The following is a 15,415-nucleotide window of genomic DNA, read 5'->3' on the forward strand; positions in this document are numbered from 1 at the left end:
GCTCTGACCGTGAGCGATCGTGACGAGCTGCTGCAGAAGATCAAGGACAAGGCCGTCGTGCACGGCGACTTCGTGCTGTCGTCGGGGAAGCGGGCGTCCTGGTACGTGGACCTGCGCCGGGTGACGCTGGACGGGGCCGCGGCGCCGCTGGTGGGGCGGGTCATGCTGGACGAGACCGCCGACCTGGAGTACGACGCCGTCGGCGGGCTCACGCTCGGCGCGGACCCGGTGGCGACCGCGATGCTGCACGCGGCGGCGGCGCGGGGGCGGGCGCTGGACGCGTTCGTCGTCCGCAAGGCGGGCAAGGCGCACGGGCTGCAGCGCCGCATCGAGGGGCCGGACGTCGCCGGGCGGCGCGTCCTCGCGGTCGAGGACACCTCCACCACGGGCGGGTCCGTGCTGACCGCGGTGGAGGCGCTGCGGGAGGCGGGCGCGGAGGTCGTGGCGGTCGCGACGATCCTGGAGCGGGGCGCCGCCGGGCGCATCGCCGAGGAGGGCCTCGTCTACCGCCACCCCTACGACGTCGCGGACCTCGGCCTGGGGTGACGTCCGGTCAGCTCTTGGCCTTGACGAACCACTGGCCGCGCTGGCCGGCGGTCTTGCGCGGCTGCACCTCGCCGTAGATGACGACCTTCAGGGAGCCGCCGTTGCCGGCGACGACCTGAAGGGGCGCCTGCTCGTACTTGAGGGTGTCCCCGGTGTTGAGCGTGGTGTTGGTCAGCACCTTGCCGCCGGTGTCGGCGACGCGGACCACGACGCTGGTGGGCTGGCCGGTCACGCTGATCACGAGGGGTACGTCGGACGGCGGCGTCTCCTTCTCGTTGGCGCTCGGTGTCGTCTTGCCGCCGCTCGATGGCGAGGCGGCCGTCGACGGCCCGGTCTGGTCGGGTTCGCCCGTGATCGCGTTGACCAGGGCCATGCCGCCGACCACGAGAAGGGCCAAGGCGGCCACCACGGCCAATGCCGCGATCAGTATGCGCGCGAGACCCCTAGGGTCCGACCGATGACGTCCCACATGGGGAGGTTAGCGATAACTGTCACCGCTGAGCGACGGACGTGACTCTTCGGGACCATTCTTATTTGGACCGTGGTCCGTTTTACGCCCCCGCAGCACCTCCCGGATGATCGGAATCACCGACAGAACGAGGATCACCGCGACGCCCGGAAGGATGTACTTCTCGATGTCGGGGACCTCGGAACCGAGGAAGTGGCCGAGCAGGAACAGGGCGTCCGTCCAGATCACGCCGCCGATGGCGTTCCAGATGAAGAACCGCTTGGCGTCCATGCCGAGCATGCCGGCGAGCGGGTTCAGGAACGTGCGGACGATCGGGATGAACCGCGCCAGCACCACGGCCTTCGCCGGACCGAACCGGTTGAAGTAGTGCTCGGCCTTCTCGACCCACTCCTGCTTGAAGATGCGGGAGTCGGGACGGTCGAACAGCCGTCGGCCGTATCTGGCGCCGAGCCAGTGCCCGAGTTGCGCGCCGGAGATCGCCGCGATCGGGCCGCCGATGAGCAGCCAGGGCAGCGACAGCGGCTGGAACTCCTGCCCGTTGACGGTGGAGACCGCCGTGAGGATCCCCGCCGTGAAGAGCAGCGAGTCGCCCGGAAGGATGCAGCCGAAGAGCAGTCCGGTCTCCGCGAAGATGATGGCGAGCACGCCGATCGTCGCGAAGGTGCCGAAGAGCTGCAACCATGCGGTGGGGTGCAGCCACTCTGTGATGTTCAGGGGAAGGGTCGTGAGATCCACACGGCGAGCGTACCTTTCAACCCGCTCCGTAGAGGCGGGATACTGGGGGTGGACGGCATGCCCGACCCGGAAACCGCGTGACCTGGGCGCTCGCCTGGGTACGCGGACCACCGGGTGCTACCGCCCGGCGGGACGCCCGGCGGCACCGCTGCGTATGAAAGGACGCTGACAATGCCCATCGCAACGCCCGAGGTCTACGCGGAGATGCTCGACCGTGCGAAGCAGGACGGCTTCGCCTTCCCCGCGATCAACGTGACGTCCAGCCAGACGCTGAACGCCGCGCTGCGCGGCTTCGCCGAGGCCGAGAGCGACGGGATCGTGCAGGTGTCCACCGGCGGAGCCGAGTACCTGTCCGGCTCCACGGTGAAGGACATGGTCACCGGCGCGACCGCGCTGGCCGAGTACGCCCGGGTCGTGGCCGCCAAGTACCCGGTGAACATCGCCCTGCACACCGACCACTGCCCGAAGGACAAGCTGGACGGCTTCATGCGTCCGCTGATCAAGATCTCCCAGGAGCGGGTGGCGCGCGGCGAGGAGCCGCTGTTCCAGTCGCACATGTGGGACGGGTCCGCCGTCGAGCTGCACGAGAACCTGCAGATCGCCGCCGAGCTGCTGGAGGAGTGCGCCAAGGCCCGGATCATCATGGAGATGGAGATCGGCGTCGTCGGCGGCGAGGAGGACGGCGTCGCCAACGAGATCAACGAGAAGCTGTACACGACGCCGGGCGACGCGCTCGCGACCGCCGAGGCCGTCGGCGTGGGCGACAAGGGCCGCTACATCCTCGCGGCGACGTTCGGCAACGTGCACGGCGTCTACAAGCCGGGCTCGGTCAAGCTGCGTCCCGAGGTGCTCAAGGAGATCCAGGACGCGGTCGGCGCCAAGTACGGCAAGGACAAGCCGTTCGACCTGGTCTTCCACGGCGGCTCCGGCTCGTCGCTGGAGGAGATCCGCGAGGCCGTGTCCTACGGCGTCGTCAAGATGAACATCGACACCGACACCCAGTACGCGTTCACCCGTCCGGTCGCGGAGCACATGTTCCGCAACTACGACGGCGTGCTGAAGGTCGACGGCGAGGTCGGCAACAAGAAGCAGTACGACCCGCGCTCGTGGGGCAAGGCCGCGGAGACCGCCATGGCCGCCCGCATCGTCGAGGCCGCCGAGAACCTCCAGTCCGCCGGCAAGAAGCTCAAGTAGGGGATTCGCGGCACCGGGCCCCGGGGGACGCGTCCCCCGGGGCCCGTTTCTTCATGCAACTCGGGTAGGGTCGACGGTGTGGCACTACCGCGTACGTACGAGTCGCAGAACTGTTCCGTCGCGCGGTCGCTCGAGGTCGTCGGCGACCGGTGGACGATGCTGGTGATCCGCAGCGCCTTCCAGGGCGTCCGGCGGTTCGACGACTTCCAGGACGTGCTCGGCGTGGCGCGCAACGTGCTGACCGACCGGCTGAACCGGCTGTGCGACGAGGGCATCATGCGCCGCGTCCCGTACCAGCAGCGGCCGGAGCGGTTCGAGTACCGGCTCACCCGCAAGGGCGTGGAGCTGTGGCCGGCGGTCATGACCCTGCTGATGTGGGGCGACCGCCACTACGCGCCGGACGGCCCGCCGCTGATCATCGGCCACCGCGGCTGCGACGGCGCGCTGGCGCCGGACTTCACATGCGATTCCTGCGGCGCGCGCCTCGGGCCGTCCGATGTGGATCCGCGGCCCGGCCCCGCCGCCTGACCGAGATTTGGGTTGCTTCACGCAACTTTCTGCGCTGCAATGAGTTGCATGAAGAAACTCGATGTGCGCGGCATCGCCGACGTGCGGATCCGGCCGTACGGGATCACCGACGGGCCGCGCGTGCGGCGGATGTCGGACCGGCTCTCGGCCGCCAGCCTCTACACGCGCTTCTTCTCCGGCACGCCGCACATCCCCGACTACTACGTGGGCATGCTCGACCGGCTCGACCACTGGGACCGCGAGGCCATGGTCGGCCTGGACGGCGAGGACATCGCGGGCATCGCCGAGTACGTCCGCGACTCCGCGCGGCCCTGGCGGGCGGACGTCGCCGTCCTCGTCACCGACCCCTGGCAGCACCGCGGACTCGGCAGCGCGCTGGTCGGCTACCTCGCCCAGCTCGCCGCGCGGCGCGGCATCACCGAGTTCGACGCGGACGTGATCCTGACGAACCGGCAGGGGCTCCAGTTCGTCCACCGGGGGTGGCCGGCCGCCCGCTCCACCCTGGACGGCGGTGCCGCCCACTTCACCCTGCCGCTGCCGATGCCCGCGCAGGCCATGGCGTGAGGGCGCCGCGCCGGGCGGCCGATACTGGCCAGTAGCTTCGCGTCGAGGAAAAGGATCTTGAAGCGGAGACAAGTGGATCTTTACGCTGCAGGCGCTTGGAACGTTCTCATGCGCCCGCTCGGGGCGTTTGCGAGAAAGGCATCCCCACCCCCGTGAAGACCTTCCCCCGTGCCCGGCTGCGGTCCCTGCGCAGCTCCGCCCGCCTGCTGTCCGCGCTCGCCCTGGCCGTGCCGGGCGCCGTCCTCGCCCTCGGCGCCGCGCCCGCGGCCGCCGCCCCCGGCGAGAACGCGCCCGTCACCTTCGACTTCGGCGACTGCCCCGACCACCTGCCCGTCGGCGCCGACCCCGCCAACTGGCAGTGCGCGGTCATCGTCCTCGGCGGCGGCACCATGAAGCTCGGCTCGATGACGCAGGAGATCACCGAGCCGATCTCGATCACCATGCAGGGCGGCTTCGACCCCGCGACCTCCGAGCCCATCAACATCTTCGTGAGCATGCGGTCGAAGGCGATGACCGTGCCCGGCGGCGCGCTCGGCATCCCGGGATCGGAGACCCTCCCGCTGCTCGGCCTCAAGGTCAAGACGAACTACGTCGGCAACTTCAGCCTCTTCACCACCGACCAGGGCGAGTACGCCTCCACCATCGACATGAGGATCAAGCTCAAGAACGACCTGCTCGGCGACGACTGCTACATCGGCTCCAAGAAGGCGCCGGTCTCGCTGAGGCTCGTCGGCGACGGCGACTCCGTCGAGTGGTTCGACAACGCGATCGCCATGAAGATGAACGACACGACGTTCTCCGTGCCCGCGAGCAGCTGCGGGCTCCTCGGCTGGCTCGTCGACTTCCGCTCCGGGCTGCCGTCGGCGTCCGGGAAGAACTCCGCGAACTTCCAGATGTACCTGGCGAGCAAGAGCTACACCGAACTGTTCCCGGCCATGCGGACCAAGGCGACGGCCACCACCGCGCCGAAGCTGACCGACCTGGTCTCGTCCCTGTTCAAGACCACCAAGTAACGGACGCCATGCGCGCGGGCGCGCCCCGGCTCCGGGGTGCGTCCGCGCACTCGTCCCGCCGCCCGCGGCCCCGGTCCCTCCTGCCGCGCCCCGGGTTGCCGGGCGCGCAACGCGCCTGCTTACGATGGCCCGCATGACCCAGAACCTGCTCGGCGGCCCTCCTCCGACCGAACTCCCGGACAACACCGAAGCCCGGACGGCCTTGGAGAACGGCGTCGACCCGTTCGAAGTCGCCGCGCGCCACCCGGACTACCCCGGCGCGTGGGCCGAGCTGGCCGACCGTGCCTTCGCCAACGGCTCCGTCATCGACTCCTACGCCTTCGCCCGCACCGGCTACCACCGGGGCCTGGACCAGCTGCGCCGGGCCGGCTGGAAGGGCCACGGGCCCGTCCCGTGGGAGCACGAGGCCAACCGCGGCTTCCTGCGCGCCCTGCACGCCCTCGGCCGCGCCGCCGCCGCCATCGGCGAGGAGGACGAGGCCGAGCGCTGCAAGGCGTTCCTGCGCGACAGCAGCCCCGCGGCCGCCGACGCCCTCAACGGCTCCTGATCGAGCGGGCCGCCCGGTGCGCCCGGGCGGCCACGCCCGGAACGCCCGACACGAGGAACGGCCCTCCGCCGGCCAGGTCCCCGACCACGTGCAGGCGCTGATCGGGGCGGTCCCCGAGGAGGAGCCGGCCCGTGCCGGGGTCGATCGCGAGGCCGCCGTCCGGGTCCTGCGCGGCGCCCTGCGCCAGCAGGGACGAGGCGAGCGCCTCCGCCGCCCGGGGGATCGCGTGCGGCGGCGGGTTGATCGCGTTGATCACGGCGTCGGCGGTGCGGACGCCCGCCGCGTGCGTGATCCGGAACCGGCGGCCGGCCTCGATCTTCTCGATCCCGGACAGCGACTCCAGCGTCCCCGCCTCGAACAGCTCCAGGAGCACGGCGGCGTTGCGGGGCACCATCGGCGAGGCCAGGCTCGTGACCGTGCGGAAGTGGCGGGCGCGGAGCCGCTCCCGGTCGCTCGTCGCTAGCAGCCGCCATGCGAGGGGGCCGGCGGTGTGCGCGGCCTCTTGAACGATGCGGCGGGCGAGTTGCGGGGCGTCCACCAGGGCCAGTTGCTCGCGCAGGTTCTCGGCCGGGTCCCGGCGCATCGCCGCGGCGATCCAGGCGGCCAGGTCGTCCCAGCTCTCGCCGCGTTCCGCCAGCTCCGCGCGGATCAGATCGGCGAATCCATCGAGGGTGACGGGACCCTTCAGGGAGCGCAGCCGCTCGGGCGTCAGGTGCCGGATGTTCGTCTCGGCCGGACGCTGCCAGACGAACGGGAGCGTGCCGCTTCGCGACACCAGGCTGATCCGGCCGGTGTGCCCGCGCGCGGCCAGCGACACCACGATGTCGACGGCGGTCAGGCCGCCGCCGATGACGGCCACGTCCCGTCCGGACGGGATGCCCGCGAGGGTCCGTTCCAGCGGGTAGGGGTCGGCGGTGAAGCCGGGCGCGCCCGCCAGCCCGTAGTGGTCGCGGGGCGTGCCGCCGCCGATGCACAGGACGACCTGGTCGGCGGTACGGGTCCGCCCGTCGGCCGTCCGGACGGTCGGGCGGCCGTCGAGGGACACACCGGTCACTGCCGAAGAAATGACTTCCGTGCTGGTGAATCGGGCCAGTGCGGCCTCGGCCGTGTCCGCCAGGTACCGCCCGTAGACGGCGCGGGGCGGGATCGGACTGCCGAGGCGCTCATCGGTGTAGTCGGCGACCCGCCCGTCCAGCCAGCGCGCGTAGTGCTCCGGGTCCCCGAACCGGATCGACATGATCGCCGGTGGGGCGTTGACGAGGACGGAGTCCAGGTCGGGCCGGTACGGGCGGCCCCGCCACGGCGCGTCCGAGGGGTCGAAGACGGTGACGGTCCGCACGTCCGAGGGGTCGAGGGCGTCCAGCAGCGCGACGGCCGCCGCGCCCGCCCCGATGATCGCGATGTCCATGCCGCCGAGCCTCGCCGCCCGGCCGCGCCCGGCCCATCCCGCGCGGCGGGGGACCCGCCCGCGCCGGAATCCCCCGTCTGAGGGGGTACGGCGGCGCGTCCCGGCGGGCAGACTGAAAACCATGATCGACCAGCGGGAACGGCGGGCCCTCCTCGACGCGGCCGCACGCGCGGGGGACGCATCGGACCTCTTCGCCGCCGCCTCGGCGCGGCTCGGCCGGCTGGTCGGCTTCCAGGCGGCGGCCTGGTCGGCCACCGACCCCGAGACCGGGCTCGTCACCGCGCCGATGCGGGTGGAGAACCTGGGGCGCGGCGAGGACTGCTTCGCCTACTGGGAGTGCGCGCTCCTGGAGGAGACCGTGCTGCCGTTCCGCGAGCTGGCCCGCGCCGCCGTCCCCGCCGCCGGGCTGGCGGCGGGCACCGACGGGCTGCCCGCGCGCAGCGCCCAGTTCCGCAAGCTCCTCGACCGCCAGGGCGTCGGGGACGAGCTCCGCGCCGTCCTGCGGACCGGCGGGCGGCCCTGGGGCGTCGTCAGCCTGTTCCGCGAGAAGGGCCGGGAGGCGTTCGGCCCGGCGGAGATCTCCCTGGTCGCCGGGCTCTCGGCGCCGCTGGCCGACCGGCTGCGGGAGCTGGCCCGGCCCGTCCGGACGGCGGACCCCGCGGCCGCGCAGGACCCCGGCCTCATCCTGTTCGACGCGGCCGGCACGCCCATCTCGATCAACGCCGAGGCGCGCCACCACCTCGACCGCCTCCCGGACGGCCCGACCGTCCCGTCCCCGCTGGGCCCGCCCCTGCCGGTGTGGCTCGCCGGGACGGCCGCGCAGGCCCGCGCCGTCGCCGCCGGGCACGACCGCGGCGCGGCCCGCATCCGGATCCGCGCCCGCGACGGCCAGTGGCTCGTCGTCCACGCCTCCTGCCTGGACGGCGCCCCCGGCGGCGCGCCCGGCCCGACCGCCGTGGTCGTCCAGCCCGCCACCGGCTCCGACATGGCGCCGGTCATCGCGGAGGCGTACGGGCTGTCCGCCCGCGAGCTGGAGATCACCCAGCTGGTCGCGCGGGGCCTGGCGACCGGCGACATCGCCGCTGAGCTGGTCATTTCCCCACATACCGTCCGCGACCACGTCAAGGCGGTGTTCGCCAAGACGGGCGTGACGAGCCGCGGCGAACTCGTCGCGAAACTGTTCGCGGAGAACTACTGGCCGCGCCGTGCCGAGCACCGCGCCGCACGCCGTCCGGGGCGCTGACCAGCGGGGCGGATCGGGCTCCGGTTTCCTTGCGGCCGAGGTGCGGGTACGCTTTGATCGCAAGAGGCCCCTTCGCGCTTGCGGCGACCGGGGCCTTCGTCGTGGGAAGGAAAAGTGGCATGCCTGCCATCGTTCTTGTCGGTGCCCAGTGGGGAGATGAGGGCAAGGGCAAGGCAACAGACCTGCTCGGCGGGGACGTCGACTACGTCGTCCGCTACCAGGGCGGCAACAACGCCGGCCACACGGTGGTCATCGGCGACAAGAGCTACGCGCTGCACCTGCTGCCGTCCGGGGTCCTGTCGCCCGACGTCGTCCCGGTGATCGGCAACGGGGTGGTGATCGACCCGGCCGTGCTGCTCCAGGAGATCGACGGCCTGCGCGAGCGCGGCATCTCCTGCGAGCGCCTGATGATCTCGGCGAACGCGCACCTGATCATGCCGCACCACCGTGCCCTCGACAAGGTCACCGAGCGGTACCTCGGCAAGGCCCGGATCGGCACGACCGGGCGGGGCATCGGCCCCACCTACGCCGACAAGATCAACCGCATGGGCATCCGCGTCCAGGACCTGTTCGACCCGAACATCCTCACGCAGAAGCTCGACCTGGCGCTGCGCGAGAAGAACCAGGTCCTGACGAAGGTCTACAACCGGCGCCGCATCGAGACGGGCCCGATCGTCCAGGAGTACCTGGCCTACGGGGAGCGGCTGAAGCCGTTCGTCGCCGACACCACGCTCGTGCTGAACAAGGCCCTGGACGACGGCAAGGTCGTCCTTCTGGAGGGCGCGCAGGGCACGCTGCTGGACATCGACCACGGCACGTACCCGTTCGTGACGTCGTCCAGCCCGACGGCGGGCGGCGCGTGCGCGGGCTCCGGGGTCGGCCCCACGAAGATCACCCGCGTGATCGGCATCCTGAAGGCGTACACGACCCGCGTCGGCTCCGGGCCGTTCCCCACCGAGCTGCTGGACGAGCAGGGCGAGTACCTGCGCAAGACCGGCGGCGAGTACGGCGTCACCACGGGCCGCGACCGCCGCTGCGGCTGGTTCGACGCCGTCATCGCCCGGTACGCGACCCGCGTCAACGGCATCACCGACTACTTCCTGACGAAGCTGGACGTCCTGTCCGGGCTGGAGCGGGTCCCGGTGTGCGTCGCCTACGACGTGGACGGCGAGCGGGTCGACGAGCTGCCCACCACCCAGACCGAGTTCCACCACGCCAAGCCGATCCTGGAGTACCTGGACGGCTGGCAGGAGGACATCACCGCCGCGAAGAAGTTCGAGGACCTGCCGGCGAACGCGCAGGCGTACGTCCGGGCGCTGGAGGAGATGTCCGGCGCGCAGATCTCGGCCATCGGCGTCGGCCCGGGCCGCGACCAGACGCTCTCCCTCCGCCCCCTTGTCTGACGTTCTTCACCCGGCGTTCAGTCACGGACGGTAACGTGCGTGCGGTGATCTCTACCGTCGAGGTGCACGGGCACCGGGGCGCGCGCGGCCTCCGCCCGGAGAACACCCTCCCCGGTTTCGTCCACGCCCTCGACCTGGGCGTGGACGCGATCGAGCTGGACGTGGGCCTGTCCGCGGACGGCGTGGTCGTGCTGAACCACGACCAGGTGCTGTCGGCGCGCAACCTCGTGGACCGCGGCCCCGCCCAGCCCGACGACCCCGACTTCCCCTACGTGGGCAGGCCGATCCGGGAGCTGACGCTGGCGCAGCTCCGCACGGTGGACGCGGGCGCGCATCTAGGGATGCCCGGCACGGGCATCCCCACGCTGGCCGAGGCGTGCGCGCTGCTCGCCCCGGAGGCGGAGGTGGCCCTCTCCGTGGAACTCAAGACCGATCCGACCTGGACGGACGAAGAGGTCGAGCTCTTCACCGCCGTCGTGGTGGACGTCCTGAGGTCGCATGGCCTGGCCGGTCGTGCACGGCTGCTGGCGTTCGACTGGCGCATCCTGGCCGAGGCGCGCAGCCACTACCCGGAGCTGGGACGTGTGGCGCTGATGGAGCGCAAGACGCTCGTCCCGGGCACGGCCTGGCTGGCGGGCCTCTCCCCGGCCGATCCGGTCGCCGCCGCCCTCGCGGCCGGTGCGACCGCCGTCTCGCCGGAGCACGCCATCACCACGCCAGAGCTGGTGGAGCAGGCCCACGCGCTGGCCCTGTCGGTCATCGTGTGGACGGTCAACGGCCAGGACGACATGGCCCGCTTCATCGAGTACGGCGTGGACGCCATCGTCACCGACTACCCAGACCGCCTCCAGGACGTCCTGGCCGCGGTCTAGGCGGGCGAACGGTCGAGAGGTGTGGTCTAGAGCCAGCCGTTGCGGCGGAAGCCCCTGTAGAGGGACAGGCAGGCCAGGCCGATGACGCCGAGGATCAGCGGGTAGCCGTAGTGCCACTGGGTTTCGGGCATGAACTTGAAGTTCATCCCGTAGACCCCCGCGATGGCGGTGGGGACCATGAAGATGGCGCCCCAGGCGGAGATCTTGCGCATGTCCTTGTTGTCGGCGACGGTGACCTGGGTCATGTGCGCCTGAAGGATCGGGTTGAGCAGCTCGTCGTAGGACTCGACCTGCTCGCGGACGCGGGTGAGGTGGTCCTCGACGTCGCGCAGGTACTCCTTTATCTCGGCGGGGACGAACCGGCGCCCGGAGAGGTTGCGCAGCGGCCCGGCGAGCGGCCCCACGGCGCGCTTGAGCTGGATGACCTCGCGCTTGAGGCGGTAGATGCGGCGCGACTCGTCGGTGCGCTCGGGGGAGAAGACGGCCTCTTCGACCTCGTCGATGTCCTCCATGACGGCGTCGGCGACGCCGACGTAGCCGTCCACGACGCGGTCGGCGACGGCGTGCAGGACGGCGGCCGGGCCGAGGGCGAGCCGGGCCGGGTCGTGCTCCAGGTCGCGGCGGACGGTGCCGAGCTCGCCGTGGGTGCCGTGCCGGACGGTCACCACGAAGTCGGGCCCGCAGAACAGCATGATCTCGCCGGTCACGACGACCTCGGCGCCGCCGGGCTCGCTCGGCACGTAGCCGACGGTCTTCATCACGACGAAGTGCACGTCGTCGTAGCGCTCCAGCTTCGGCCGCTGGTGGGCGTGGATCGCGTCCTCGACGGCGAGCGGGTGCAGGCCGAAGACCTCGGCGATGTCGGCGAGTTCGGTGGCGGACGGCTCGTGGAGCCCGACCCACACGAAGCCGGCGCTGTCGCCGGCGGGGGTCAGCCGGCCGTCGCGGATCATCCGGACGGCGTCGGCGACGGTGTCGGTGCAGACCCGGTGACCGTCGATGTAGGCGGCCCAGTCGATGACGGCCGAATCGCGGTTCGGAGCCTGCACGCCGCTGGGGCGGCCGCGCGTCTTGAAGAGAGCGCGGCCCGGACGGACTCGTGTCATGGCCATGAGGTGCTCCTAACCCGCCGGCCACACGCGCGCAGCGCGCGCTCAACCCAGGCTGATCAGCGAAGGGAGCGCGCGAAGGCGATGGCCGGGCGCCAGACGGAGGCGGACGGAGGAACAGTCCTGTGCGGACTGTGAGGGTTTTCCGGCGAACTGCAAGTATCGCCAGGACTCATCCCGACCACCTCCTTTCACACGCCTCGACACCGGGCGGTCAAGCCCGTCGCAGCTTACCAGCCGACATTTAGGACGCTGCCCATAACGGCGAGGTTCACGCGCCAGGGGTGTGACGGTGACCTCAGTCGTCCCAACACCCGCGGCGGCGGGGCTTATGCCCGCCCTCCCCGCGCGCGCCCGGATCTGTAAGCTCGCGTGACGTGCGAGTACTCGTCCTTGGATCGGGTGGCCGCGAGCACGCGCTCGTCCGCGCCCTGCACCGCGACCCCACCGTCACCGCCCTCCACTGCGCCCCGGGCAACCCGGGCACGGCCGAGATCGCGGACAACCACCAGCTCGACCCGTGCGACCCGACGGCGGTGACCGAGCTGGCCGAGCGGCTGCGGGTCGACCTCGTCGTCATCGGCCCCGAGGCGGTGCTGGTCGCCGGGGTGGGCGACGCGCTGCGCACGCGCGGCATCCCCTGCTTCGGCCCGGACCGCGCCGCCGCCCGCATCGAGGCGTCCAAGGCGTTCGCGAAGGAGATCATGGCGGCGGCGGGGGTGCCGACCGCCGACGCGCGGGTCTGCGAGACGACCGCGCAGGTCGAGGAGGCGCTCGACGCGTTCGGCCCGCCCTACGTCGTGAAGGACGACGGCCTCGCCGCCGGCAAGGGCGTCGTCGTCACCGAGGACCGCGACGCCGCGTCCCGGCACGCCGCCGCCTGCGAGCGCGTCGTCATCGAGGAGTTCCTCGACGGCCCCGAGGTCTCCCTGTTCGCGCTGTGCGACGGCCAGCACGCCGTCCCGCTGCTCCCCGCACAGGACTTCAAGCGCGCCTACGACGGCGACGACGGCCCCAACACGGGCGGTATGGGCGCCTACACGCCACTCCCCTGGATCTCCCCAGAGCTGGTGGACGAGGTCATGTCCACGGTCGTCCAGCCCGCGGTGGACGAGATGCGCCGCCGTGAGATCCCTTACGTCGGGACCCTGTACGCCGGTCTGGCGCTGACGTCCAAAGGCGTGCGGGTGGTGGAGTTCAACGCGCGCTTCGGCGACCCTGAGACCCAGGTCGTCCTCGACCGGCTCGCCACTCCCCTCGCCAAGCTGCTGCAGGCGTGCGCGATCGGCGGGCTCGACCCCGAGTTCCGTCCCGAATGGCACCCGGGCTCGGCCGTCACGGTCGTCGTCGCGGCCGAGGGCTACCCGTCCGCCCCCGTGAAGGGCGACGAGATCACCGGCCTGGACGAGGCCGCCGAGGTCGAGGGCGCCTACATCCTGCACGCGGGCACGAAACCGGGCGGGGAGGGCCGCCTGGTCGCGAGCGGCGGCCGCGTCCTGAACGTGGTGGGCACCGGCCCCGACCTCGCCGCCGCCCGCGCCGCCGCCTACGAGGCCGTCTCCAAGATCTCGCTGCGCGGTTCCCACCACCGCTCCGACATCGCCGAGAAGGCCGCGCGCAACGTCGTCGCTGGGTAATGGGACAATCGTCGGGTGATCGAGCGGTACACACTTCCGGAGATGGGGCGCGTCTGGAGCGACGCGCACAAGTACGAGCTGTGGTGCCAGGTGGAGGTCCTCGTCGTCGAGGCCCACGCCGAGGCCGGCACCATCCCGCCGGAGGTGGTCGAGCCCGTGCGGAAGGCGCCGCCGCCGACCCCGGAGGCGGTGCACGCGATCGAGGCGGTCACGCAGCATGACGTGATCGCCTTCCTGTCGGCGTGGGCGGACAACACCGAGCCCCGCGAGGCGGCCCGGTACGTCCACTTCGGCATGACGTCGTCCGACCTGCTGGACACGGCGCTCGCGCTGCAGCTCGCCGAGGCCACCGACATCCTGCTCGCCAAGGCCGACACGCTCGTCGCGACGCTGCGCGACCACGCGCTGGCGCACAGGGGCACGCTGCGGGTCGGGCGGACGCACGGCATCCACGGCGAACCCGACGTGTGGGGGCACCGCGTCGCCGACTTCGCGTTCGCGATGGCCCGCTCGCGGGACCGGCTGCGCCGGGCGCGCGAGGCCGTCGGCGTGATGGCGATCTCCGGCGCGGTCGGGACGTACTCCAACATCGACCCCGCGGTCGAGCTGCACGTGGCGCGCAAGCTGGGCCTGAAGCCGGCGGACGTGTCGACGCAGGTCGTGATGCGCGACGGCATCAGCGAGTGGGTGTCGGCGCTGGCGATCATGGCGACGGTGTGCGAGGCGATCGCGCTGGAGGTGCGGCACGGGCAGCGCACCGAGGTCCGCGAGCTGTGGGAGCCGTTCGGGAAGGGCCAGAAGGGCTCGTCCGCGATGCCGCACAAGAAGAACCCGATCATCTCCGAGCGGCTCGCCGGGATGGCGCGGATCGTGCGGGCGCAGATCGTCCCGGTGCTGGAGGGCATCCCGCTGTGGCACGAGCGCGACATCTCGCACTCGTCCACCGAGCGGATCGCGCTGCCGGACGCGTCCATCGCGCTCGACTACATGCTGAACCTCACGAACCGGCTGATGTCCGGGCTCGTGGTGGACGAGGCGCGGATGACGGAGAACCTGGAGTCGACCGGCGGCCTGATCTACACCTCGACCGTGCTGCTGGAGCTGGTCGAGGCGGGCATGTCCCGCGACGACGAGGCGTACCCGCTCGTCCAGAAGGCCGCCATGGAGACCTGGGAGACGGGGACGCCGTTCCGCGAGACGCTCCGCGAGCACGCCTCGGAGGCGGGCCTGGCGCTGGACGAGAAGCGCCTGGACGAGGTCTGCCGCCCGGAGCGCTTCGTCGAGCGGCTCGGCCCGGTCTTCGACCGGCTCGCCGACCTGAGCTGAGAACCAAGGAGGGGGCCTTGAAGGGAACCCTGACCGAGCTGAACGCCTACCCGCTCAAGAGCGGCGGCGGCACCGCGCTGCGCAGCGCCGAGCTGACGGCCCGGGGGCTGCCGTTCGACCGCGAGTTCATGCTCGTCAGCCCCGGAGGCCGCTACCTGTCCCAGCGGGAGTTCGCGCGGATGGCGCTGCTGCGCCCGTCCTACGACGGCGAGGTCCTGGTGGTGCGCACCGCCGGGGCCGCGCCGCTCGTCCACAAGGCCGTGGACCACGGCGAGGTCCTGGACGTCCGCGTCCAGCGCAAGGACTGCCTGGGCATCGACCAGGGCGACGAGGCCGCGGCCTGGTTCTCGGAGTACCTCGGCGAAGAGTGCCGCCTTGTGCGCTTCACCGGCCGCAGGGAGACGTCCAGGGGCGGGGGTGAGGTCATGTTCGCCGACGGGTACCCGCTGCTGATCATCTCTGAGGAGTCCCTGGCCGACCTCAACACGCGCCTGGACGAGCCGCTCCCGATGAACCGGTTCCGTCCGAGCCTCGTCGTCGAGGGCCTCGGCCCCTACGGCGAGGACGACGTGCGCCTGCTGCGCGTCGGCGAGGCCGTCATCGAGATGGTCAAGCCGTGCACCCGGTGCCTCATCACGACGACCGACCAGGAGACCGCCGAGCGCGGCCGTGAGCCGCTGCGGACGCTCGCCGCCTACCGCAGCCGGGACCGCGGCATCCAGTTCGGCTACAACGCCGTACCGCGCGCGCTGGGCACGCTCACGGTGGGCGACGAGGTCGAGGTCCTGGAAGCCCGCTGAGGGCCCGCCCAGGCTGAGGGC

16 protein-coding genes are annotated in these 15,415 nt (G+C 71.8%); 12 read left to right on the top strand and 4 right to left on the bottom strand.

The annotated features are described in order from the left end of the window. Positions 1–9 precede the first annotated feature (9 nt). Positions 10–546, top strand: coding sequence for an orotate phosphoribosyltransferase (gene pyrE / locus AB0K34_RS01145; RefSeq protein WP_301173756.1), 537 nt, complete (start codon positions 10–12; stop codon positions 544–546). A 7-nt stretch (positions 547–553) separates the two neighbouring features. Here the strand turns inward: pyrE and AB0K34_RS01150 are convergent, their stop codons facing one another. Both AB0K34_RS01150 and AB0K34_RS01155 read right to left on the bottom strand, forming a co-directional pair. Continuing rightward, complete coding sequence (locus AB0K34_RS01150; RefSeq protein ID WP_240808591.1) at positions 554–952, bottom strand: RodZ domain-containing protein; 399 nt, start codon at positions 950–952, stop codon at positions 554–556. Between the two features lie 72 nt (positions 953–1,024). Then, positions 1,025–1,750, bottom strand: coding sequence for a DedA family protein (locus AB0K34_RS01155; protein ID WP_138641901.1), 726 nt, complete (start codon positions 1,748–1,750; stop codon positions 1,025–1,027). 171 nt (positions 1,751–1,921) lie between these two features. Here AB0K34_RS01155 and fbaA point away from each other — a divergent pair, with 171 nt between their 5' ends. From fbaA to AB0K34_RS01180, 5 genes are all read left to right on the top strand, one after another. After that, positions 1,922–2,944, top strand: coding sequence for a class II fructose-bisphosphate aldolase (fbaA, locus tag AB0K34_RS01160; protein WP_138641902.1), 1,023 nt, complete (start codon positions 1,922–1,924; stop codon positions 2,942–2,944). Between the two features lie 78 nt (positions 2,945–3,022). Continuing rightward, positions 3,023–3,472: a helix-turn-helix domain-containing protein gene (locus AB0K34_RS01165; RefSeq protein WP_138641903.1), complete on the top strand. Its 450-nt coding sequence runs from the start codon at positions 3,023–3,025 to the stop codon at positions 3,470–3,472. A gap of 48 nt (positions 3,473–3,520) precedes the next feature. After that, a complete protein-coding gene (locus tag AB0K34_RS01170; protein ID WP_138641904.1) occupies positions 3,521–4,036 on the top strand; it encodes a GNAT family N-acetyltransferase in 516 nt (171 codons plus the stop codon). 152 nt (positions 4,037–4,188) lie between these two features. Further along, positions 4,189–5,049, top strand: coding sequence for a hypothetical protein (locus AB0K34_RS01175; protein WP_364544418.1), 861 nt, complete (start codon positions 4,189–4,191; stop codon positions 5,047–5,049). Positions 5,050–5,173: 124 nt separating this feature from the next. Continuing rightward, positions 5,174–5,596, top strand: coding sequence for a DUF3151 domain-containing protein (locus AB0K34_RS01180; protein WP_138636151.1), 423 nt, complete (start codon positions 5,174–5,176; stop codon positions 5,594–5,596). Here AB0K34_RS01180 and AB0K34_RS01185 read toward each other — a convergent pair. Next, a complete protein-coding gene (locus AB0K34_RS01185) occupies positions 5,583–7,004 on the bottom strand; it encodes an FAD/NAD(P)-binding protein (RefSeq protein WP_364544421.1) in 1,422 nt (473 codons plus the stop codon). The genes AB0K34_RS01180 and AB0K34_RS01185 overlap by 14 nt on opposite strands. A 121-nt stretch (positions 7,005–7,125) precedes the next feature. On the opposite strand from AB0K34_RS01185, the gene AB0K34_RS01190 reads away from it, so the two are divergent. The 3 genes from AB0K34_RS01190 (at position 7,126) to AB0K34_RS01200 (ending at position 10,522) form a co-directional block, all read left to right on the top strand. After that, the gene (locus AB0K34_RS01190) at positions 7,126–8,247 is read left to right on the top strand and encodes a helix-turn-helix transcriptional regulator (protein WP_364544424.1); all 1,122 of its coding nucleotides are present in this window, start codon (positions 7,126–7,128) and stop codon (positions 8,245–8,247) included. Positions 8,248–8,366: 119 nt separating this feature from the next. Next, entirely contained in the window at positions 8,367–9,650 is a 1,284-nt protein-coding gene (locus AB0K34_RS01195; RefSeq protein ID WP_138636154.1) for an adenylosuccinate synthase, read from the top strand. A gap of 44 nt (positions 9,651–9,694) precedes the next feature. Then, positions 9,695–10,522 carry a glycerophosphodiester phosphodiesterase family protein gene (locus AB0K34_RS01200; RefSeq protein ID WP_138636155.1) on the top strand — a complete coding sequence of 276 codons (828 nt, stop codon included), beginning with the start codon at positions 9,695–9,697 and terminating at the stop codon, positions 10,520–10,522. 26 nt (positions 10,523–10,548) lie between these two features. Here AB0K34_RS01200 and AB0K34_RS01205 read toward each other — a convergent pair whose 3' ends face one another. Next, positions 10,549–11,634 (bottom strand): magnesium and cobalt transport protein CorA, encoded by a 1,086-nt coding sequence (locus AB0K34_RS01205; RefSeq protein ID WP_138636156.1) that lies wholly within the window; start codon positions 11,632–11,634, stop codon positions 10,549–10,551. 374 nt (positions 11,635–12,008) lie between these two features. On the opposite strand from AB0K34_RS01205, the gene purD reads away from it, so the two are divergent. Genes purD through AB0K34_RS01220 form a run of 3 tightly spaced genes read left to right on the top strand, consistent with a single transcriptional unit; the run spans position 12,009 to position 15,394 of the window. Next, the gene (purD, locus tag AB0K34_RS01210) at positions 12,009–13,268 is read left to right on the top strand and encodes a phosphoribosylamine--glycine ligase (RefSeq protein WP_364544429.1); all 1,260 of its coding nucleotides are present in this window, start codon (positions 12,009–12,011) and stop codon (positions 13,266–13,268) included. Positions 13,269–13,283: 15 nt separating this feature from the next. After that, the gene (purB, locus tag AB0K34_RS01215) at positions 13,284–14,594 is read left to right on the top strand and encodes an adenylosuccinate lyase (protein ID WP_364544431.1); all 1,311 of its coding nucleotides are present in this window, start codon (positions 13,284–13,286) and stop codon (positions 14,592–14,594) included. Positions 14,595–14,611: 17 nt separating this feature from the next. After that, positions 14,612–15,394: an MOSC N-terminal beta barrel domain-containing protein gene (locus AB0K34_RS01220; RefSeq protein ID WP_301173748.1), complete on the top strand. Its 783-nt coding sequence runs from the start codon at positions 14,612–14,614 to the stop codon at positions 15,392–15,394. The last annotated feature ends 21 nt before the right edge of the window (positions 15,395–15,415 follow it).

Source organism: Actinomadura sp. NPDC049382 (assembly GCF_040677125.1).
GTDB lineage: Bacteria > Actinomycetota > Actinomycetes > Streptosporangiales > Streptosporangiaceae > Spirillospora > Spirillospora geliboluensis.